The 21850-nt window shown below is 48.7% G+C and carries 20 protein-coding genes; 9 read left to right on the forward strand and 11 right to left on the reverse strand.

Annotation, left to right across the window (positions count from 1 at the left end):
- The first annotated feature begins 122 nt into the window (after positions 1 to 122).
- The 3 genes from LQ777_RS07935 (at position 123) to LQ777_RS07945 (ending at position 4328) form a co-directional block, all read left to right on the forward strand.
- Positions 123 to 1340, forward strand: coding sequence for a class I SAM-dependent methyltransferase (locus tag LQ777_RS07935; protein WP_232561983.1), 1218 nt, complete (start codon positions 123 to 125; stop codon positions 1338 to 1340).
- Between the two features lie 68 nt (positions 1341 to 1408).
- On the forward strand, positions 1409 to 1768 hold the full coding sequence (locus LQ777_RS07940; protein WP_232561984.1) for a hypothetical protein: 360 nt from the start codon (positions 1409 to 1411) through the stop codon (positions 1766 to 1768).
- A gap of 565 nt (positions 1769 to 2333) precedes the next feature.
- Complete coding sequence (locus tag LQ777_RS07945) at positions 2334 to 4328, forward strand: hypothetical protein (protein ID WP_232562817.1); 1995 nt, start codon at positions 2334 to 2336, stop codon at positions 4326 to 4328.
- 299 nt (positions 4329 to 4627) lie between these two features.
- Here LQ777_RS07945 and LQ777_RS07950 read toward each other — a convergent pair whose 3' ends face one another.
- Positions 4628 to 5647, reverse strand: a complete 1020-nt coding sequence (locus LQ777_RS07950; RefSeq protein ID WP_232561985.1) for a transglutaminase domain-containing protein — start codon at positions 5645 to 5647, stop codon at positions 4628 to 4630.
- A 72-nt stretch (positions 5648 to 5719) separates the two neighbouring features.
- Between LQ777_RS07950 and LQ777_RS07955 the strand changes: the two genes are divergently transcribed.
- Entirely contained in the window at positions 5720 to 6187 is a 468-nt protein-coding gene (locus LQ777_RS07955) for a PPC domain-containing DNA-binding protein (protein WP_232561986.1), read from the forward strand.
- 62 nt (positions 6188 to 6249) lie between these two features.
- On the opposite strand, the gene LQ777_RS07960 is transcribed toward LQ777_RS07955, so the two are convergent.
- The 3 genes from LQ777_RS07960 to LQ777_RS07970 form a co-directional block, all read right to left on the reverse strand.
- Positions 6250 to 6846, reverse strand: coding sequence for a bifunctional nuclease family protein (locus LQ777_RS07960; protein ID WP_232561987.1), 597 nt, complete (start codon positions 6844 to 6846; stop codon positions 6250 to 6252).
- A 110-nt stretch (positions 6847 to 6956) separates the two neighbouring features.
- Positions 6957 to 7919, reverse strand: a complete 963-nt coding sequence (locus LQ777_RS07965) for an electron transfer flavoprotein subunit alpha/FixB family protein (RefSeq protein ID WP_232561988.1) — start codon at positions 7917 to 7919, stop codon at positions 6957 to 6959.
- Between the two features lie 77 nt (positions 7920 to 7996).
- Positions 7997 to 8734 (reverse strand): electron transfer flavoprotein subunit beta/FixA family protein, encoded by a 738-nt coding sequence (locus LQ777_RS07970; RefSeq protein ID WP_232561989.1) that lies wholly within the window; start codon positions 8732 to 8734, stop codon positions 7997 to 7999.
- 162 nt (positions 8735 to 8896) lie between these two features.
- On the opposite strand from LQ777_RS07970, the gene LQ777_RS07975 reads away from it, so the two are divergent.
- On the forward strand, positions 8897 to 9226 hold the full coding sequence (locus LQ777_RS07975; RefSeq protein ID WP_232561990.1) for a tetratricopeptide repeat protein: 330 nt from the start codon (positions 8897 to 8899) through the stop codon (positions 9224 to 9226).
- Between the two features lie 48 nt (positions 9227 to 9274).
- Here the strand turns inward: LQ777_RS07975 and LQ777_RS07980 are convergent, their stop codons facing one another.
- The 4 genes from LQ777_RS07980 to LQ777_RS07995 all read right to left on the reverse strand — a co-directional run bounded on the left by LQ777_RS07980 (position 9275) and on the right by LQ777_RS07995 (position 13307).
- Positions 9275 to 10078 (reverse strand): hypothetical protein, encoded by an 804-nt coding sequence (locus tag LQ777_RS07980; RefSeq protein ID WP_232561991.1) that lies wholly within the window; start codon positions 10076 to 10078, stop codon positions 9275 to 9277.
- 446 nt (positions 10079 to 10524) lie between these two features.
- Positions 10525 to 11712, reverse strand: coding sequence for an NRAMP family divalent metal transporter (locus tag LQ777_RS07985; RefSeq protein WP_232561992.1), 1188 nt, complete (start codon positions 11710 to 11712; stop codon positions 10525 to 10527).
- A gap of 89 nt (positions 11713 to 11801) precedes the next feature.
- A complete protein-coding gene (locus LQ777_RS07990; protein ID WP_232561993.1) occupies positions 11802 to 12275 on the reverse strand; it encodes a Dps family protein in 474 nt (157 codons plus the stop codon).
- 93 nt (positions 12276 to 12368) lie between these two features.
- Positions 12369 to 13307 carry a sugar phosphate isomerase/epimerase family protein gene (locus LQ777_RS07995; RefSeq protein ID WP_232561994.1) on the reverse strand — a complete coding sequence of 313 codons (939 nt, stop codon included), beginning with the start codon at positions 13305 to 13307 and terminating at the stop codon, positions 12369 to 12371.
- Between the two features lie 344 nt (positions 13308 to 13651).
- Between LQ777_RS07995 and LQ777_RS08000 the strand changes: the two genes are divergently transcribed.
- Entirely contained in the window at positions 13652 to 14800 is a 1149-nt protein-coding gene (locus LQ777_RS08000; RefSeq protein WP_232561995.1) for a hypothetical protein, read from the forward strand.
- A gap of 12 nt (positions 14801 to 14812) precedes the next feature.
- Here LQ777_RS08000 and LQ777_RS08005 read toward each other — a convergent pair whose 3' ends face one another.
- From LQ777_RS08005 to LQ777_RS08015, 3 genes are read right to left on the reverse strand one after another with little or no spacing between them, the layout of a single operon-like run.
- Complete coding sequence (locus LQ777_RS08005; RefSeq protein ID WP_232561996.1) at positions 14813 to 15559, reverse strand: class I SAM-dependent methyltransferase; 747 nt, start codon at positions 15557 to 15559, stop codon at positions 14813 to 14815.
- A 6-nt stretch (positions 15560 to 15565) separates the two neighbouring features.
- Positions 15566 to 19393, reverse strand: a complete 3828-nt coding sequence (locus LQ777_RS08010; RefSeq protein ID WP_232561997.1) for a hydantoinase B/oxoprolinase family protein — start codon at positions 19391 to 19393, stop codon at positions 15566 to 15568.
- A 3-nt stretch (positions 19394 to 19396) separates the two neighbouring features.
- Positions 19397 to 20149 carry a DeoR/GlpR family DNA-binding transcription regulator gene (locus tag LQ777_RS08015; protein ID WP_232561998.1) on the reverse strand — a complete coding sequence of 251 codons (753 nt, stop codon included), beginning with the start codon at positions 20147 to 20149 and terminating at the stop codon, positions 19397 to 19399.
- A gap of 45 nt (positions 20150 to 20194) precedes the next feature.
- Between LQ777_RS08015 and nudK the strand changes: the two genes are divergently transcribed.
- From nudK to LQ777_RS08030, 3 genes are all read left to right on the forward strand, one after another.
- Positions 20195 to 20806 (forward strand): GDP-mannose pyrophosphatase NudK, encoded by a 612-nt coding sequence (gene nudK / locus LQ777_RS08020; RefSeq protein ID WP_232561999.1) that lies wholly within the window; start codon positions 20195 to 20197, stop codon positions 20804 to 20806.
- Position 20807: 1 nt separating this feature from the next.
- The gene (locus LQ777_RS08025; protein ID WP_232562000.1) at positions 20808 to 21155 is read left to right on the forward strand and encodes a DUF4406 domain-containing protein; all 348 of its coding nucleotides are present in this window, start codon (positions 20808 to 20810) and stop codon (positions 21153 to 21155) included.
- A 155-nt stretch (positions 21156 to 21310) separates the two neighbouring features.
- Positions 21311 to 21847 (forward strand): REP-associated tyrosine transposase, encoded by a 537-nt coding sequence (locus LQ777_RS08030; RefSeq protein WP_232562001.1) that lies wholly within the window; start codon positions 21311 to 21313, stop codon positions 21845 to 21847.
- The last annotated feature ends 3 nt before the right edge of the window (positions 21848 to 21850 follow it).

Here is a 21850-nt window from a genome sequence, read left to right on the forward strand (position 1 = left end):
ACTAGGACATATAAATGATTAAATAGAAAGCAATTTGTAGGGATTCGGTAAAATAAGGTAGTCTTAAACCTTTCAGATAACTGGCAGTTAATAACCAGCACGAGACAAAACTGAATTGCCTGATGAACAAAACCGACGAAAAGGATCAAGCTGTACACCTGCCGCCGGTCTATAATAATGCACAGAAGCACGCCGTGTTTCCTAATGTTTCGCAGGATGAAAAGGCTCGCTTTAATTTTCTGACCGCCTTACAACAGCACCTTGCTTCGACGGTTGAGTTAGGGAATAAAGCAGCTTTCGACAAACGGGTGAAACCCCAGTCGCTGGCGCGTACCGGTCGGGATTTTAAAACGCCGGAGGAGGTAGGGGAGGCCATGAGCCAGGACCTGTATTACCAGATGTGGTGCGCTTTACAGCGGTCCGCTCAGGAGATGATTCAGCAGGCAGGTCGTTCGGTGGTGTTGCGCCAGATTGAGAACTTGGTCGAAAAAGTTAAACAATACAACGCGCAGCGTCCCGAAACCCTCAGCCTTGATCCCTCATTGGCGATTCCTCACTATTTAACCCGCGTCGATCACCAGTGCATGCCCGGCGGTTACCATACCGAATACATCGCCGATGATGTGACGAATGCCGCTGTAGAGGAGATTACGGGATCACTGGAAATTGGTAAGGGAAGCGGTCTGTTATCCGATGGAAAGGGATATGCCGTCGTTGACTGGTTAAAAAAGAACTACCCTGATTTCAAGCCCAAACGAATTCTTGACATTGGTTGTGGTATAGGTAATAATACGTTGCCGTTGGCTGTTGGTTATCCTGAGGCTGAGGTCGTAGGCATTGATGCAAGCGCAGTAGCATTACGGTATGCTCATGCACGCGCAACGGCCCTAAAAACACCAAATGTTCGGTTTGTTCAGGCCAATGCTGAAACATTACCCGTTGATAACGGTTCATTCGATTGGGTCCAGTCAACCATGTTTCTTCACACAACGTCGGCTAGTGCTATAAACGCTGTCGTTCGCGAAACGTATCGGGTGTTGACTAGCGGTGGGCTAATGTTACATCTCTGTCCAGCACCCTACCCACCCGGAACATCGTTATTCGAACAGTTTATGGGCAACTGGGAAACCTTCAATAACAACGAACCTTTTCTAGGAGTTGTGCATAAAATGGATCAAGTAGAGTGGATGAAATCGGCTGGTTTTCTAGAACGGAATTTACTCCAGTTTGGGCTATCAGTTGCCAGTAATAATGACAACAAAAGTCAGTCGTTAGTTGATCATTCATATGGACATGGGGTCCTGACTACGCAAAATGCATTTGGTGCCTGGAAAGAATAAATTCTAGGGATTATATAAATTGATCGTGATTTATATAGTAGCCTACACTACAATCATAACCTGTAATTATGATTAATGACATTCTGCTTTCGAACAATAAAGCAAAAGGCCAGCGGCCCTATTTTTTTGGTGATAAATCGGTTGAGCGGGTTTTAAATATTACAATGGCGGTTGCTGGTGAATTAGCCGTTACGCGCGAACGTTTAGACACCCTGGAACAATTGTTAATTACAAAAGAAATAATTACTAAAGATGAAATTGAATCATTTCAGCCAACGCCTGAGCACGCAAAAATGCGGCAACGCTGGCATACGGAGTACGTAGCCCGTATCCTTCGTATCGTGCAACAGGAACTGGAAGCTATCCAACAACCGGCCGAAAACGATCGAAATATGGAAGAAATCCTAGAAGAATTGGGAAGAAGCTAGGAAATTAAAAGTTATACGAAACCTTTTGTTGGGTAATTAGCAGTTAATACCTATACTTGACGGTCAATATAATTTGACTGTACGTAGCGAAGAACCGCTTTATTTCGACGGGTAAACATGGTTAGGTAGACTAAGAAAGTAGCGTAACCAACTGTAGCTTTTACTGAAACCTTTCCAGACTTTTTTTATTTTTTCCAACGAAAAACTTGCAAAAGGAATCCTGTAGCAAGAAGTTGACTAAAAGACTTTTGGACGATCAGTGCTTAGCAATGAGCTTCGTCTTTTTTGGAAAAAAATAGGCTCGTTTACTAGAATTGACCGTCTTTGTAATAAAGTTATCCTAGTTTTGCGTGGCAAAAGAAGCGGTAAACCGTATGAGGGCCATTGACCGAAACTAACAAGAAAAGTACTTGATGAACAAAAAGTAAAATGAGTTAGTCAAGTAATTTGACCGTTCCATAAGTTTCTTTAGTGGCTTTTGGTAGAATTAAAGTTTAGTTTGAAACATTGCGTCAAAATTAATTACGTACCTATGCGAACATTTATCCAACGACACCCCCTGCGGATGCTGGCTGGACTCGTGTTGCTGAGTTTTGCTGCCCCTTACGGCACACAGGCCCAACAGGCCGACACTGTTCGGACTACTTCTCCGACAACGACAAATCAATCTTATCCACGCGAGAATATCTATCGCTTAGGGAAAGGAGTTTATACCGATACATTACGTCGAGATGAATTCAAAGCCCAAGCTAGCGATGTTGCCGAGTTGGACGATTGTGACACAACTTTCCAGACGTTCGTGTTGGTACGCAGACTCTCACCCTGGCGTATCGGTTTGTTTGCTGGTCCCAACTTCGCTTATTGCGGTACTTGGGAGAACACGTTCGGACCAACCAAGCGGGATAATACATTGTACAACGGTGCTGGTTTCAACATCACGGCCAATGTAGACTATTTCTTCACGCCTGCTACCCGTCGGCTGCGTTTTGGCGTAGGAACGGCGTTTGGTTACCAGAATTACATCACTCGCAGTATCTACCGCGATTATTTGTATGGTCTGGCTGCGGCCCGCACACCAAGCGTCGGTCGTGATCAAGTAACAATCAACCAACGGGCTTCTGAAGATATGTTCCTAACGGTTGGGCCGGTGCTGACGTTTACCATCGCCCGGAGCCGCAAGAACCCAGATGCAACGACGTTTATTGAAGCAGGTGCACGCGGAGGTTTGTTCCGTACGGAAGCCGCTACGATTGCCGCCTTCATCCCGTCGCAGGGTGGTGTGATCCAAAGCGGACCGCTTGTAACGGGTGGTAGCCTGATTCGCTCGGTAAATCCAAGCTCTAACCTATACCACTTAGGTGCTATCGGTAACCTGGCGATCTTCTTCCCGATTGGTCGTAACAACTGGAACATCGGTATTCAGGGACAAGGGTTCATCACCAAGCTTAACTACCTGATCGTTAATGGTCAGCAAGATCTGCTGTATGAATTCAAACGGACTCACGGTGGATTCAGCGCTGGCTTGGCCGTTCGTAAAGGATTTGTTCAGAAGAAGCTTATCCCAAAAACACCAACGGTTTGCCCAACTTGCGACTCTATCCCAGAGCTTCGTGTGCAGTTCAATGGCAACTCGCTTAAAGGTGTATCGCTTGCTTACGTTGACAGCACAAACGCGCAACAACAGCCACCCGTTAATACGTCAGCAACGGCTCCCGTTATTAGCTGGCGCAGCACAACCCCGAATCCGAAAAACGAAACCTTCACCGCTCGTCTGTACTACCGTCCGGATTCTGTAGTGGCTGGTGCATCGGATCAGGTAATTGCTCAACTGGAGAACACGACAGATACAACATTGACGTTCCCAACGACCTACTTCTCGAACGGTCAGGTGAACCCAGGTTTCTACTATGTAACGGTTCACAACCGTCAAACAGCTAAGTGTGGTACCTGTATGAGTGAGGTTGCAACAACAAGCTTCTCGGTGGTTCGTCCGAAGAGAGACGTAGTCGAGTGCGAATACCGTCACCGTCTGGAACGTCTGGAAGTATACTACCGGACTCCATACACTCGTGAAGTTGCTAACGTTTGTTACTGTAACGGTACGATCACTTCGGTTGGTGACACAGTTACTCGCCTACGCTACCGTGGTCTGAACCGTCGTCTGGCAACCAGCGCTATCGAATTTGATACAAACACGGTTATCCTGAACCTGCGTGATCTGCCAGGTGATCTAGCTCAACAGCTACAAGCTGAGAAAGCTAAAATCGAAAGCGGTAACGCGATTCGTTACAAAGGCCGTCGGGTACGCCCACAAGTTCAGTACTTCCGCGCAGTGTTCACGGTTACGAAGCTTCCATGCAACGGTCAGCCTGAACAACCAGTGGGTAGCTTCAACACGACGATTAGCGACAACAGCTACTCGATCACTGACCTGAAGCCGCTGACAGATGCTCAGAAAGCGAAACTGTTGACACCACCTGCTCCAGCTAAAAAGAAAGCGACTCGTCGCCGGGCTGGTAACAGCGGTCGTCGTTCAGACGTAATGTTCGGAGTAGAATAATCTGATCTGAACAACACAATACAAAAAAGCCGGGAGCCAACGCTTCCGGCTTTTTTGTGTATAAAAATGATTCTTCAGTAAAGGACAACGTTACTAAAAATGGCTACCTAGTGATCAGAATAGGCTGCGACTGCTTACGGCTTCATTCTATACGCTGAGGCCGTAAGCAGTCGCAGCCTATCGCTGTTGAAACAAGAGTAGTAGGAAATCAATTAAAGAATGCCTCTTATGATATCAAGCAAATTGACACCTAATCAAGACCATTGATCGGCATTCTTCTAAGTTCTCTTGTTAGTAGCTTAGTTTTTAACCACCGTAAACGAGGCAATTCCTTCGTATGATTTTACCCGCTCCATACGGGGGCCTTTAGGCTTTGCAAAAACGTAGAGTGTTGAGTTACCTCGTTGCGCGACCGGAACAGTAAGTTCATACTTGTTGCCTGATCTGCGTACAAAAACCGGCACATGCGAAGCGGTTGAACCTCCCTGACGACCAATCGAGCACATGAACTCAACGTCTTTATCGTTTTGCAACGACAGCGTTAAGCCGTCACTAGCTCGCATCAAACCCGACTTGGGAAAGTCAGAATCGAAACCTAAGCGGAAGTAAGCGTCGTAAATTTTAGGGAACAGATCGAATTGCTTTTTGCTAACAAGTGGATCGAGAAGTTGCCAGCGTGTATCTGTTGGGAAATGGTTGGCCGCAAAAGCAACGGGTTCAGTCAGAAAAAAGAAATCATTGGGCTGTACTTTCCCGTCAGGACCGGGCTTTGCAGTTGTTTGCGCCCAGGCAAGGTCTAGCAGGTACCAGTCGCCATCAAGCTGAACGGCATTCCATTCGTGATCTACGCGTTGAGTAGGCTGACCGGCTTCGCTGTCATTCGTTCGTGAGTAGCCTTTGATGTTAGCGACCTGAATCCCTGTTTGATTTAACAGATGCTTGAACAGCAAAGCAAAGCCAGTACATACTGCTTTCCGACTCCGCAATACGCGGTTTGCATAATCAACCTCGGAAGAGTAGCGCTGACCACTGAATGCCGATTCGTCATACCGGATATGTGAAGTAATCCAGGCATATACCGAACGGGCTTTTGCCAGATCCGTTCGAGCGGGTGACGTGAGGTACTCGCTAAGCGTCGTTAAGTTTTTAGCTGCCGACTCAGGTGCACTACGAGCATAGTTGTCAATCGTGCTGTAGTCGATTTCTACAAACTTCGAAGGGCGTGGAATATCCGGCCCGGTCTGAGTTGGAAAAGTAAGCGCTGTGCTGAAAGATAAAAGAAAAAAAAGTAATATAGGGCTTCCTGTGTAGTTTCGCATTCCTCGGTTCTGTCTCACAATCTGATAACACAAATGCGAAGATTTTTATTGCTACTTGTCCTGTATTGCTTTATGACACCTTCTGATGCACAACCACAACCCAGTCACGCAAGCGCGGTAGCCGTTGATGCAACCATGCATACGTACTCTGTTCGGCTACGGCCGGGACAGGATTTAAAGAAAGAGTTGGACGCGCTCGTGCAAAATCAGCGAATCGGTGCAGGAGCCATTCTGACCTGCGTTGGTAGCCTAACCCATGTGAAGCTTCGTTTAGCGAATCAGGAAAGCTTTACCGAGTGGCAGGGGCACTTTGAGATAGTGTCGCTTGTCGGAACGTTATCCGCCAATGGGAGTCATGTTCATTTGTCGGTGTCAGACTCAACGGGCCGTACGCTCGGAGGGCATTTGGTGGAAGGCTGTAAGATTTATACGACTGCTGAGTTGGTAATTGGAGTTATGCCTGATCTGGATTACGTTCGGGAGCCTGATCCAACCTTTGGCTACCGTGAGTTAGTCGTTCGAAAGCGTAAACGAAAATAAGGCTGTCTATAAAAAACAAAAGCCACCCGGTAGGATGGCTTTTGGTGTATAGTAGAAATAACTTAGTTGCGCTTACTCATTTCGTCACGAATCTTGGCGGCACGCTCGTATTCTTCGTTGCCAAGCGCTTCTTCAAGCATGCGCTGTAGCTCTTCAGAAGAAGCATTTTTCAACTGATCGCCAAACGACCGGGCGGTCGAACGACTGGATGAGCGAACCAACTCTTCCTGCTCTTCTTCTTCGTCATTCGAGCTGGCCGTGATACCTGCTTCCGACAGGATCGATTCATTGGTGTAAATCGGTACATCAAAGCGAATACCTATAGCAATAGCGTCGGATGGACGAGCGTCAATAACGGATTCCCGAACACCGTCAAAGCAAACGATCTTAGCAAAGAATATACCTTCGCGCAAATCAGAAATGACGATTTCTCGTACCGTAAACTTGAATTGTTCGGCAAATTGCTTGAACAAGTCGTGCGTCATTGGCCGATTCGGTACAATCTTTTCGATCTCGATGGCAATTGCTTGAGCCTCAAACATGCCGATAATAATTGGTAGCCGACGGTTACCGTATTCTTCTCCCAATACCAGTGCAAACGAACCCGATTGCGACTGACTGGGCGATAGTCCTAATATTTCCAGTTTAATCTTGTCCACGGCGCGAATTTAGCAATTTTTAGTCGTCAGTCGTTAGTCAACAGGCGTCAGTAATCGTAAGTTTTTAATAAAAAAACGGCTTCCAACGACTATTTTCCAACGACTCCGGACTATAAAGCCTTCACCGCTTTTGTCAGACGTGGCAATACGTCGAAAACGTCGCCGACGATGCCATAATCAGCTGATTTAAAAAACGGTGCATCAGGGTCTTTGTTAATAACAACAATTACCTTCGAGGAGTTTACTCCTGCCAGATGTTGTATAGCACCGGAAATCCCACAGGCGATGTAAAGATTTGGACTAATCTTTAAGCCTGTCTGACCGACGTGTTCAGAATGGGGACGCCAATCCAAATCGGACACGGGTTTTGAGCAAGCAGTTGCCGCATGAAGTGTGTTGGCTAACTCCTCGACAATACCCCAGTTTTCCGGGCCTTTTAAACCTCTGCCCGCCGATACAACTAGATCCGCTTCGGGTAAAAGCACGTCGCCAGATGCTTTCTCAGTACTTTTCACCGAAATTACAAAATCGGCATCGCTTAGTGAAGGATTAAAAGCCTCAACAGGAGCCGTTGCCTCAGATTCTACAGGAGAAACCGTATTTTTCTTGATTGCCAGGATTTTAACGTCGGCTTTCAGGTCGTTGTACGCGAACGCTTTGCCCGTATAGATACTGCTTTTAACCCGAAATCCATTCGAAAGATCGGGTAGCTCGATTACGTTAGCGGCCAAGCCTGCTTTTAATTTACCCGCTAGTCGTGCCGTCATCGCATCAGCTAATGAGGATTTGGCCAGCACGATTACTTTTGAACCCTCCTGTTGAGCTGCCGCAGCGACGGCTGTAGCATAGGCCATTCCGTTGGGTTCGTTCAGTTTTGCATCTGCCGCATGCAGCACTTTGCCCGCACCAAAGCGGCCCGCTGACGCCAGTTCGCTGTCGTCAGCCTGACCAATGACAATAGCCGTTGCTTGCGTTCCTAGCTTTTCGGCAACTTGAGCACCGTAGAAAATAGCTTCCTGAGACGACTTTCTGATTTTGCCTTCGTCTAATTCGGCGAATATGAGAACAGACATAAATCTTGATTTTTTAGTGTAAGGGTTTCGCTTTATCGACATTTTCAGTAAACCACTGGATATCGATAAGTCGAATACTAAATTACTTTTGCTTCGTTGTGGAGCAGCTGAATTAGCGTTTCGGCTTCCTCGGCCTTGATCATCTTTACAGCGCCACGGGGAGCTGGTAATTCGTAACTGGCAACGGTCGTTAGTTTGTCCGTACCCGTTGGTTCAACGAGTTTAAGGGGCTTTGTCCGGGCGGTCATAATACCACGCATATTCGGAATTTTCCATTCGGCGATGGGTTCCTGACAGCCTAATATCAACGGTAATTTAGCTTCCAGTTGCTCTTTCCCCCCTTCAATTTCGCGAGTGATTTTTGCTGTATCACCGTCTATGTCGAGCTGCATTACGGGTGATATGGAGGGGAGGCCAAGCATTTCGCCAACAATACCGTGAACCTGACCACCGTTGTAGTCGATAGACTCACGACCCATCAGGATCAAATCGTAGCTGTTTTCTTTGGCGATGGCCGCAATCTGCTCAGCAACGAAATAAGCGTCGGTTGGTTCGGCGTTTACCCGAATGGCATCGTCAGCTCCGATCGCCAGACACTTACGAATGACAGGCTCGGCATCGGCTTCGCCTACATTGAGTACTGTTACGGAGGCTCCTGTTTTCTCTTTTAATTCGACCGCCCTAGCCAGTGCATAGTCATCGTAGGGGCCAGTAATAAATGTCACCCCTGCCTTGTTCAGCTTCGTATTGTTATCCGTAAAGGCAATCTTGGTAGTGGTGTCGGGCACACTCGTCACGCACACTAAAATTTTCATGCTTATTGGGGTTTTGTTTGCGTAATCCGGTAAATCAAGGCATTTAACCTAATTGCGTACGTCAAGCACACCACATTGATAGAAGTCAAATCCTTAACTTGGCGGCTAAATTACAAACTGTCTTAAATAAAAGTATGCAAGCATACTATTTTTTATCAGCAAATGAATAACGAACGTATCCAACAATTAATTCGATTTGTACAGGAAGAACCCAACGAGCCGTTCAATGTTTACGCGTTGGCTATGGAGTTTTTGGCTAGTCAGCCTGAGCAGGCTAGTATTTATTTTAATCAGTTACTAACTGAACACCCGGATTATTTGCCAACGTATTATCACGCAGCAGCGCTGTACGCTAATCTCAATGAGCGTAGTAAGGCCGCCGATTTGTACGAAAAAGGCATAGAGCTGGCGCGCGTGCAGAAAAATCAGAAGACGCTTCTAGAGTTGCAACGAGCTAAGCAGGCGTTCGAGGATGATGAGGATGAATGGTAGTCTCCTGCCAGCGAATCGATAGCTGGACGGTAGCCTTTGCGCAAGACGTTACCGGCGTTGTTTCTTCTGCTGAACATACTCCTGCTTAAACAGCACAGGTACAACTGCTTGTTCAGGAACGGTATAGGTCATGGCCAGATAAGTAGCGTTGGCCAGCTTAGGTACGTAGACAAAACCGCGTACGGATTCACCGGGAGCTAGCGTATTTGCGCGCAGTGCCAATTCACGCCAACGATACTCTTCATAATCGTAGCGTTGCATCCGATCGGCGAAAGTGCTGTGATCAATAGCGCGCTTAACGGCAATACCCTGGTAAGCCAGGTAATGCGCAGCTTGTTTGTTCGCGTATTCATGGTATGAACGGCTGTTGCTCGATGAGGATACGTCGGAAGCGATAGCTGCTACCATCAAAACGGTGTTGAAAATTTTCGCCCGTTTCAAGCGCTTCTCTTCCTGTTTTCGTTTCAGCTTGACACGTCCGGCTTCGTAGTTTGGATCGGCAGCGGATCGTTGTAAAACAAGCGCCGTGTTGGTAGGCTCGGATAGGGTATCTTGGCTGGCACCGAGGGCGACAAAATGAAAATCGGCTGGATTAACCTCAATGGAATGATCAGTTCGATTTTTCACCTCGATGTCCAACGTAATAAACTCCATATCCTCCCGCTCAAACGAAGCGACAACACCGATGCCATTTTGCTCGGCTTTAGTGACCGGACGACCATCAATCGTGATCACATCACCCGTGACGGGTTCGAGTCGGTAGGAGGAAGTAACGGAAGGTGCACAACCAATCAGCGTACCGGCCAGCATACCAACAGCGAGGATCGCTTTTAGAGAGGAAAAAGATTTCATACGCACAACTATTAGCTGTCAAACCATCGCGTTAACCGACGTAAAGGTAGATATTTCAATGATTCTAATCAGCTGATATACGGTTAGTTTCGTAGACGGTATTTTATTTTCTGCCGTTCTTCTTTACTTTTCGAAAGGAGGTGTATCTAAGTTCGCCACATCCCAACCATTTTCGGGTACAGAGATTTTAACACGCATCAAATCAAGCCGTTGACTTAACAACATTATTGGCTACGCTGGTGCAGAAAAACGAAGAGCTAACCCTGCACCTGATCGATCAGCAGAAGCGTATTGAGCGGTTAGAAAGACAGAATCGGCAATTACTGAAAAAGAAGAAATAGAGCGCAGTTTACACCCAAAAACGGCAAGGCGACTGAATTTCTCCAACAGGGAAATTCAGTCGCCTTGCCGTTTTTGGGTATCTGTATAGCATGAGAAAACAACTACTAACCGGCCTGAATAGCTAGCCAGATATTCCAGATGCCTAGTACGGCAGTAACCAGAACAACCAGCCCCATGGCCAAATTCTGCGCCGGCGAATTGCGGTGATCGCCTAATAACGACCGATTGTTAACGGCGGCAAACAAAAAGATCGTTACGAAAGGAAGTAGAATGCCGTTGATAGCCTGCACCGCGACGATTACCGGGATCGGTGTCACGTTAAGCAAACCAAAGGTTAATCCAGTTGCCATGACAGCAATCCAGATGCCTCGGTAAGCAACCGAATTTTTACGGATTCCCAGTAGACTATGCGCCGTTACCGAAGCCGCCAGAGGAGCCGTCAGTGATGACGCAAATCCAGCGGCAAATAAACCAAAAGCAAATAAAAAGCCCGCCCAGGAGCCAAGACGGTCGGTCAATACCTGCGCCATGTGCAGATAGGAAAAATCGTTTGGGATAAGCAGCCCCGCCAGTAGCAATACGACCGAAATAATACCACCTAATACCACCGCAACCCAAATGCCGAGCCGCATCTCACTCAATGATTGACCCGGTACAATACTGGAGCCGAAGAACAGGTTATAAGGAACAATGGTTGTGCCGATTAAGCCGTTGATCAGCAATAATGAGCCATCCGGAAGAGCGGGAGTTATTAACGCTTTAGTCAGTTCGATAGGGGTAACCGGCGTACCGAAGGCAACATATACGAAAGCGCCCCCCATGGCAAAGACAATCAAACCCAAAAAATTGGCCAGGCTCTGCGTTGATCCGATCCAAAGGAGAACGATACAGACTAGCCCAACCACGACTGTCAGTGTCGGAACCGGAAAGCCCGTAAGCAAGGCTAGCCCCGATACCGCGCCCAGGATATTACCTGCCTGATAAGCCGCACAGCCCAAAAAAATTGCCAGAAACAAAGCCCACGCGATCCGGCGACCTTTTGCGCCCGCGTAGGTTTGTGTAATGACCTGCCCCAGATCGCTACCGGTGGCAATCGTGATACGGGCGGCTGCTTCCTGCAACCAGACGGTACCTAGCGTAGCAAAGGTTAAAACCCAGAGTAGCTGAAGCCCGTATTTGGATCCGGCAATAGCACAGGCAGTGACGGAGCCAGGACCAATAAAAGCAGCTGAAATAACGGACCAGAACAAGACGCTGCCAAGACCGGCACGCAGGGAAAGGGATTTGGGCACGAGGGTATAAAAAAGTGATGACTGCGCAAAATGCCAATTTTTTCGGCACTTTACACAGTCATCACCTGACAAAATTTGGTCGTGTCGAACTACGACAAGTATTTGCGTAGCATCCAGGCCATAGCTTCGTGGGCCTCCATCAGACCGGTCAGGAAGTCAGCAGTACCCGCGTCATTCAATTCTTCGTCGCATTTGTCTACGTCTTCACGGAGTTCGCGAACGATTTGCTCGTGGTCAGCTAGCAGATTTTTGAACATATCAGGTGTTCCGTTTGGCGTACCTGTATCTTCTTTCAGGCTGGTGTTGTGGATAAATTCAGCCATCGTTGCCAACGGCTTGCCACCTAACTGACGGATACGTTCAGCTACCTCGTCGATTTCGGCTTCAATCGCTTTGTACTGCTTCTCGAAAAACTTATGGTACTCCATGAAGTTCGGGCCAGCAACATTCCAATGATATTTGCGGGTTTTGATGTACAGGACGTGTAGATCAGACAGGAAGTCGTTCAGTAATATATTGTCCTGTTTGAGGACATCTTCTTCTAAACCGATATTGGGCTGCATAATAACGTGAGTTGGTTGTGTTGTTAAGTTCGTTGCAGAATGCGTGATGCAAACTACTTAGCAGAATAACTGACAAGTAAACGGTTTGTTTTGTTATTCGAGTAAACCAGCAAACACCGCTTTGGCATGGATCAAATCCTGCTTGTGAGCATTGAGTGCTTGCATCGTATTAGGGGATTCATTCTCTAAACACTGTTCCAGAACTAAATTGGGCCGAACGTTCAGCGTTTCCAAATCAGCAGCCAACCGTTGGTAATCAATGTCGCCACTACCGAACGTTTCCTGCCAGACTCCGTTCTTCGACTGCCGGATGTGTAGCTCAACAATGCGTTTCCCGTATAGCTTTACTACATCGAACAACGCTACTTGTGAGTTACCTGAGCCCCGATACACCCAATGCGCGTCCAGGCATAACGATACGTTTTTGGGATCTGATGCTAACAGCATATGGTGAAATTCGCGGGCTCCCTGGCGATGTTCGGGCGCGTGTGTATGATAAGCCAGTGTGATGCCACGCTTACGGAGTTCGGCTCCGAGTCGGTCAAGGTTTTTGGCTTGTTCGGTGAGCTGAGCATCAGTTTTGTCGTCGTTACTTCCCCATTGGATTGGGCTGGGATTCGTCACGAAAATGGTTGTGCCAGCCGATTTTGCGGCATCCGCGATAGCCAGTACGGAATCAATCGATTGCTGCGCTTCGTCCGCTTTGTGAAGGGTACTATTTACGTACAGCGAATGCATCGACAGCTTGTACTTCCGAAGCAAAGGTATCAGCCGGGTTACTTCCTCGGCTGCGTTGATGCTTGGCTCATAGGCGGTTATGCCTGATTGAGCCAACTCAGCCAGCGATGCATCGGGGTTGGCCATCCAGGTTTTTCCCTGACGTTCGTAGAAGGTCAGCCAGCTATACGAGTTGCAGGCAATAGGAAACGATTTTACCATCGGATGGGCCTGGGTTAGCGGGTGGCCAACTAGGGTTGCGGCTCCGGAACCAGCGAGTAAAGAGCCAAGAAAACGACGACGGGACAAGGGCATATTTTGAGTCAGACTTGCGATTCTATAAGTAGCCCCAGGTCTTTTTTCTACCGTTTAAAAAATAATCTATTTTGGTAGGCCTATGGTCGCGTTCTATCGTATTTCTTGCGCGAAGAATGATCAATTGGTTAGGTACCTGTTGTTGAAAAGGGTATCTGACAGAAAATTTGTTTTAGATATACATGCGAAAACGTTTACTCTTCATTTTTACCCTTCTTTCTTTCTACCAAGTCTACGCTCAATCATTCATTCCGGCTTCAATAGTATTGCTTAACGGTGATAGCCTATCGGGTTGCATACGACCTGACTATTCAAATGATGACTTTTATTTCAGACGTGATTGTATGGCTAAGGCTATACGGTATTCTGCTGCTACTGTAAAACAGTTACGAGTGGGCAGCCTGATCTATGACCGCAATGAGGTTGACGATAAAATGATTTTCATTCAAAAGGTCGTTGGAGGTAGTGCTACGCTGTATACGTTGGAACATAAGCCATTGGGAAAGACGCGCTATTTTCTGAAAACAGGGAATGCGTTTGAAGAACTGGTGTACACGAAGGAGGAAGTCGTAAATAACGGCCAACGGTACCAGCAAACGGATCCTAAGTTTCTGAAAACGTTCGCCAGACTTCTTTCCGACTGTAACGAATTTACCAATTCAAAATGGGAAGCAGCCTTTACGACTAAAACATTAGCCAAGATGGTAGACGCCTACAATAGGTGTAAACAGCAAGATGGATCAGGAATACAATCGGTTGTCTACCCGGTGTCGGCCAAGATACCGGCTAAGTTCTTTATTCGTTTGGGCATTAACTCAGCCTTGGTACCATCACCCGTTGTTCGCGAAACAAAAGAGCTTTATACCAGGCATATAGTTGGAGACAGTAGAGTCTTTGGTACACCTACGTACGCATTTGAGGACCAAGGTAGTCGTACATCGACAAACTTAGGATGGACAGCTACTGCTGGCTTAGAGCAGAAGATACTGGGGGGTAGATATGCCTGGGGAGGTCAATTGTCATATAGTTCGTCGTACTACAAGCGTCAATTACTAACAGGTGGCACAACGGACGCTTATACCGATCAATACAACTACATGACCCCACAAAATTATGAATTGAGCATACCTAGTCAACAGCCAGTACGCTTTGATGGAATTGTGAAGGAGCAGACATCCATAGCTGAACTCAGTATTTTCGCCAGGAAATATCTATTTACCAACCAATCAATTTGGTACCTTGGGATAGGTTTGGGGTATGGACTGGTCCAGTCAGACTATACCTCATCGATAAAACTATCTACCACCGATAAGACAGCTCCCGTTTATCTGGGAGAGATCGTTCGCTATGCTCAACCGCATACAATTCGACGTGGGCAGCTTGGAGGATTTGGCGAAGTCGGCTGGCAAAAAAGCCCGAAATTTGGCGTTGTAGCCCAATTCAACTGGCTGTACACCGGCTTGTTAAATCTCCAGGTAAATCACTATTTTTAACGTCGGTCTATATTAAGTAATCGGCTTCTCACCGACAATCCCCGACGCGCATCCGAAAAAGTAGTTTGTTTGGCGGCAGATCAGACCAGCATTTTCGAAAAGCTGTAACGCCTGATTGGTGTTTTTGAACTGGGCGCAGTAAATACCAAGCATCCGATAGGTCTGTGGATTACCCAGAAACAACGCGCCCAGAATCGGAATAATCCGACGTAAGTAGAACAGGTAAAAAGCGCGTAACAAAGCGGGTTTGGGAACAGATACTTCTACACACGAAAATTGTCCGCCGGGCTTTAAGATGCGATAAATTTCTTTAGATAACTGACTAATTTGATCATCGTTGAACGTTTTTAGCCCGAATGCGACAACCACATGGTCGGCGCATTGATCGGGTAGAGTGCTGGCTAGTACGTTCTGTTTATGAATGGTGATGGCATAGGACGCGTATTGTTTTCGCTGTCGTTTCTGATTGGCATAATGAAGCATTCCCTCGCTGAAATCAACGCCCAGTAAAGCTCCGTTCGATTCGATTTTCGGGCAAATGTAACCCCACGTTTCGCCCATGCCCGACATTAAATCAACGACGGTCTGGCCGGGCTTTATGTCGAGTTCAAATACGCATTGCCGACGCCAGCGGTTCGAGAAGCCAAACGACGTGATCGTGTTCATCCGTTCGTAGGTCAAACTCATCTCGTTGAAAAGCGCCTGAACGAACTCCGGCTCGTAAATAGACTGCGTAGCTTTTGGCCGTTGAAATGCCATACATGATTACGGTTTGTCGTTAGCACCTCCACCGCCCGGCGTTTCCAGCCGTATCCGTTCGCCCGCTTCCATCGCCCGCGTAAAAATGCCGGGTAGTGCTTCTTGCTGGCCGTCTGCGTAAATCAACGTTTGCCGCCCCACAAATCCCGACGCTCCTCCGTTCAACCCATAAGGAGCCGCGACGCGATGCTGACTGACGAGTGTTGCCTGTACCGGCTCTAAAAACTCAATCTCGCGAACGATACCGTCGCCACCCTGCCACTGTCCCAAACCGCCGGAACCCTGCCGAATCGCAAAGCGGTGCAATCGAACCGGGTAACGTCGTTCGAGTTCTTCCGGGTCAGTCAGTTTCGTGTTGGTCATGTGCTGATGCACTGCCGAACGCCCGTCAGCGCCAACCGTAGCACCCGTGCCTCCGCCAATGGTTTCGTAATACCCGAAACCACCCAGTGCGGATGATCGGCCAAATAGAAAATTGTTCATGGTACCCTGGCTACACGCGGCTAATCCCAGCGCTTTGAGCAGAGTATCCACCAATCGTTGGCTGACTTCGGTATTACCTCCGACAACGGCCGGGCACTGCGCTGGGTCATCCGGAAAGATCGGGTTGAGGAATGATTCGTCGGGTAAAATCAGATTAACAGGTATCATCAGCCCTTCATTCAGAGGAATGTCTTTCTGGCACCAGAGTCGGAGAACATACAGCACAGCGCTGTACAGGATAGAAATATTAGCGTTGAGATTATGCGGATGGACGCCTGATGTACCCGAAAAGTCGAAGGTAATCTGTCCGTCGTTTATCGCCAGATTGACCCGAATGACATGACCGTCGTCAAGGGCTTCCTCGGCGTAGAAATGCTTTCCGTCGAGTGGTCGCAAGACGGCAAGGATGGCATCGGTAGCGGACGCTTGCAGTCGGTTCATGTACTGGTGTACAGTTGGTAAACCGTGTTGCCGGACAAGGTTTTGCAGCGCTGTTTCGCCCGCTCTCAGCGAGGCAAGGGCTGCTTCGATGTCCGCCCGGTTTTCGGCCAGCGCGCGCGTTGGGTAAGGTGCTGTCGTAAAGCGTTCCTGCAATCCGTCTGGCTGGTCCCATTGGAAAACACCTTTTCGGACAACATACTGAGGTTCCAGTACAACGCCTTCTTCAACCAACGATACCGCATCGGGAGGCATCGAGCCCGGTACTTTACCGCCAATTTCGGCGTGGTGGGCTCGGTTGATTACGTAACCAATCAACTCGTCTTCATCGGTGAAAACGCCACTGAGTAACGTCACGTCCGGCAAATGCGACCCACCGTATTTTGGGTGATTCGTAATAACCACGTCGCCTGGTTCGAGTCGGATGTTGGCGAGAACCAGCCGCGCACAAATACCCAAGCTACCCAGATGCACCGGAATGTGGGGAGCGTTGGCGACGAGTTCGGCGTTCGCGTTCAAAAGTGCGCAGGAGAAATCGAGTCGTTCCTTAACGTTGACCGAAAAAGCCGTTCGCTGCAATTGAGCACCCATTTCTTCGGCAATTGCCCGGAACCGCTGCGTAAACAGTTCAAGCTGAATAACGTCCTGGCTTTCGGGATCAACGCCATTGGCCGATTGCAGCGGCAATGTGTCAACATCCTCAATGTAATCAACAAGCACGTTTTTGTCGGACTGCACAATTACCCGCCACCCCGGTTCGATAAAGGCCGATGAGGTCGTATTCAGTAACAAAGTAGGGCCGCGAAACGTATCGCCTTCCTGTAGCTGTGTCCAGTCGTAAGCGGGGTAAGTATCTGTTTCGAACGAAGCCACCGCATGACGATGACTGTTGGGCGGACCACTCACGGCCGTTTCGGTAGTCTCAGTGCTGGCAATAACCCGGATGCTTTCGACTTCGATAGGGCGCGGCTGGCCGTTGGAATCGGTGGGGAAGTGGCCGTATAGCTGTTGGTACCGATGTTGAAAAGCCATAGCTAAACGTTGCCTCTTGGACCAATAGTCCACTTCGACGGACGACTCCTGACCTTGCAGCCGCAGGTAGATCAATGCCGACGATATTCGGACCGGCGTTTCTGAACCAACGTCCGTTTGCAAGGCCGTAATGGCCTGCGTACTCAGTTCGTCGAAAAGAGGTGATAGGGTGTCGTTAACATGCGCAAGCGGTTTCAACACGGATTGCGATGCTATTCGCTCGATCTGCGCTTTGCCGATTCCGTAGGCGCTGAGCAGACCACCGTCGAACGGTAGGATCAGACGCTCCATGTTGAGCAAACGGGCAATGGCGCAACCGTGTAAGCCACCCGCCCCGCCAAATACCAGCAAGCTATATTCTGTCGGATCGAAGCCACGCGCTACCGAAATCTTACGAATCGCACCGGCCATCGTTTCGTCCGCAATGCGTTCAAAACCGCGCAGCACGTCGAGCTGATCGGGACAGTTGCCGGTACGAGCTTCGATTTGGCGAATGATTTCCTGTAAGGCTAGCTGCGCTTTTTCCGGAAAAACGGGAATACCAAATTGCTTAGGATGCAGCTTCCCCAGCAACAGGTTCACGTCGGTAATCGTGAGCAAAAGCGGTTGGCCGGGGGCACTCGCACCGTAGCAGGCCGGACCGGGATTAGCCCCCGCACTTTGCGGACCAACCCGCAACTGACCGGAAGCGGCACCGTGCTCTTCGAACCAGCATACCGACCCGCCACCCGCAGCTACGGTTTCGATAGCCAGCGAGGGCAATTGTAAATCGAATGGTCCAATCCTGGTTGTGAACCGATAATCCAGATTGTGCTGGATGCGGGCAACGTCGGTACTTGTGCCGCCCATATCGAGGGTTAATGTGCGGGCAACGGAAAGGCTTTCTGCAATGCTCGCTGCCCCGATGACACCACCCGCCGGACCACTCAGCAAACTGTCTTTGGGACCAAACAGATCAGCGCGAACCAGTCCACCTGCGCTGGTCATGATGCGGACGGTTTGTTGCGGTGCTTCACCATTTGCCAGTTGCTTCTGTACATTGTCCAGGTACGACCGCATCACCGGCGTCAGGTACGCATCGACAACCGCTGTTTGCGTACGAGGCACATAGTGCGGAGCGACCGAAACTGCCGTCGAGCGGGTGATGTACCGGAATCCTGCCGTTGTCAGCGCATCCTGAAGTTGGCGTTCGTGAATTGGATTTTGATACGCGTTCAGAAACGAGATAGCGACCGCATCGGGCTGAACCCCGCGAAGCTGTTCAATTAACTCCGTAATGGTCTGGTCGGAGAGGGGAGTCAGCACCTGACCGTCGGCGGCAATGCGTTCATCGACTTCGAAAACCGAATCGTACAAGACTTCGGCGGGTGGGATTGCCAGTTGAAACAAATCCGGGCGTTGCTGGGTGCCAATAGTCAGCAGGTCTTTAAAGCCTTGGGTGACCAGTAAAGCGACGCGCCCTCCCTTTCGTTCGAGCAGGGCGTTAGTGCCTTTTGTGGTGCCTAGCCGCATTTCGAGTGGCGGAAAGGGCTGATGCAATGGCGTTTTAGTTAACAGACGGGCGGCTAAGACCGGGGCTTCTTCGCCGGTGAATAACTCAACAGTGGTGGTTTGTGACGGAGCAGAAATCGGGTGGTCGAGGATGAGTGTCCCGTCTACGTTTAGGCTGACAATTCGGTAGAGTTCATCCGTATCGACAACGCGTATTTGATAATCGTCAAAGATAGGTGCCGTTAGCCAGGGAGCAGTAAGTTTGTCGTCGGTTAAGAGGCCGCGCAGTCGGCTGCTGCTCAGAACTTTGGTGCGGTGAATGGTGCCGTTGAGATCCTGGGCAAGACCGTCCGTAAACGTTCCGCCCGTATCAATCCAGATTTGCCACATGAGTTAATTAATCAGCGTAATGCCTGCCTGGCGATAAGCCGTCATCATATCGGGCTTCGCTTCCTGATCGGTGATGAGCACATCAAATAGGCTTAATGGCGCAAAATAGAGGTATTTGTCGGTTTCCAGCTTCGACGAATCGCAGAGAAGATAAACTTTTTCGGTTTGTCGGGCCATTGCCGTGGCTGTACTGGCTTCTTTTTCGCCGTTGGCGCTCAGCCCGTTTTGCAACGAAATACCGTCTACGCCGATAAACGCCCGATGTGCACGGTACCGGGCAATGTGCTCTTCGGCGATCAACCCGTGCATGGCCCGTCGCTCCTTATCGACTTCGCCACCAACCAAATTAACGGATACCGTCGAATCCATCAGTTCGGAGAGAACAGGCAGCGAATTCGTAACAACGGTGATGCGTTTGTTGCGAATGAATTGACACAGCCTGAATACCGTACTGCCGCAGTCCATAAAAATAATGTCGCCTTCCTGAATTTCCTGAGCGGCCAACTGGCAGATGTAATCCTTGCGCTCGGCATTGACAGCGGTTTTGTTGGCAAACGTGTGCTTGTCCGTAGCCAGGCTTACTTTCATAGCGCCACCGCGTGTTCGGTAGATCAAACCGGAGGATGCCAACTGGACCAGATCGCGCCGAACAGTCATCTCCGAGGTTTGTAGCAACTGTGCTAATTCGCCTACATCAACAGAGCCACGTTCATCGACCGTTTGTACAATTATCCGCTTGCGGTGTTGAAAATTCATGACTTTCTTTTTGTTTTGTTCAAAAATAAACAAGATCGAACAATTATGAACAATTTGCTGTCTGAACGTGTGCAAATCACGGAAGAAAAATTGCTATCCGACAACTGGTACATTCTGAAACGCTTTACGTTCAATTATTTGGGAAAGAACGGGCAGTGGTCTACCCAGCAACGCGAAGCATACGACCGGGGGAACGGAGCCACGATTTTGCTGTACAACCCACAAACGGACAATGTGATCTTAACGCGTCAGTTTCGGTTGCCCACGTTTGTGAACGGTAACCGCGACGGTGGACCGACTTCGGGTATGCTCATCGAAGCCTGTGCGGGTCTGCTCGATAACGACGATCCCGAAACGGCTATCCGGCGCGAGACGGAAGAAGAAACCGGTTATCGGATTCAGTCGGTGCAAAAAGTGATGGAAGCGTACATGAGTCCGGGTTCGGTGACCGAAAAGCTGTTTTTCTACATCGCTGAATACACGGCGGATACTGAGCGCTATGCCGGTGGGGGCATTGACGAGGAAGAGATCGAGATTATGGAAATACCTTTACAACAGGCGCTGGCCATGATGACAAGCGGTGAGATCCGGGATGGTAAGACGATCATGTTACTACAGCACCTGCGCCTTCAACAATTAACCCCATCCGCCAATTAACATGCTCATTCTGATTGCCGGACCATACCGTTCGGGTACCAACGATGATCCCCGGCTTATTATGCAGAACATGCACCGGATGGAAGAGGCTGCGCTGGCCGTTTATCGTAAAGGGCATACACCCGTATGCGGTGAGTGGCTTGCGTTGCCGCTCATCAAAGCCGCCGGTTCCACTCAACTGGGTGACGCTGTTTTTAACGAATTTTTCCATCCCGTAGCTGTGCAGTTAATCGACCACTGCGACGCTGTTTTACGCGTGGGTGGACCATCCGCTGGAGCCGACGAAATGATGCGGCAAGCAAGGCTAAAAGGCAAACAAACGTTCTGGACGATGGAAGAAATGTCCTGAGAAGCGTCAGGTTGGAGAGCTAGCACTGTCCGAAATAGTTCTCTTTGTAGTGGTGTCGGTTTTGAGAAACCGACACCACTACAAAGAGAACTCCACAAGTGACATAAATGCATCCGTAGAGTCTTATACCTTCAAATCGCTGACAATCATTGGCTATGGGGCTTAGGAATCGTACGTTACTCACCGAAGAGCGGTGCTTTTTCGTTACCACCACGTGTTGGCACCATCAACCACTTCTGTTCGACAATAACTGTTACAAAATACTATTCGATAGCTTTGCCTTCTATAACCAGAAATACCATGCTCGGCTAGTGGCTTATGTATTTATGACGAATTACATTCACTTTATAATCGTCTTTCTGGAGAAGAATCATCTGATCGAGTACATGCGCGACTTTAAAAAGTTTACCTCGCTCAAACTACGGGAGTACATCCAACTCACTCGACCGCATTTTTTGGACGATATAGCTTACGCCTATCAAACTCAGCATTTCAAAATCTGGACAGATCGCTTCGATGATGTTTATCTATACTCCCGTGATGTTTGCGAAACGAAGATTGAGTATATGCATACCAATCCCGTACGAGCAGGTATGGTAAGCTGTGCCGCTGATTATCGGTACTCTAGTATGGCTTTCTATAACGGTCTGCGGCCGCAATCACAATTACTCCATTACCGAGAATTGTTTTAGCTC

The organism is Spirosoma oryzicola, from assembly GCF_021233055.1.
Classification (GTDB): Bacteria; Bacteroidota; Bacteroidia; order Cytophagales; family Spirosomataceae; genus Spirosoma; species Spirosoma oryzicola.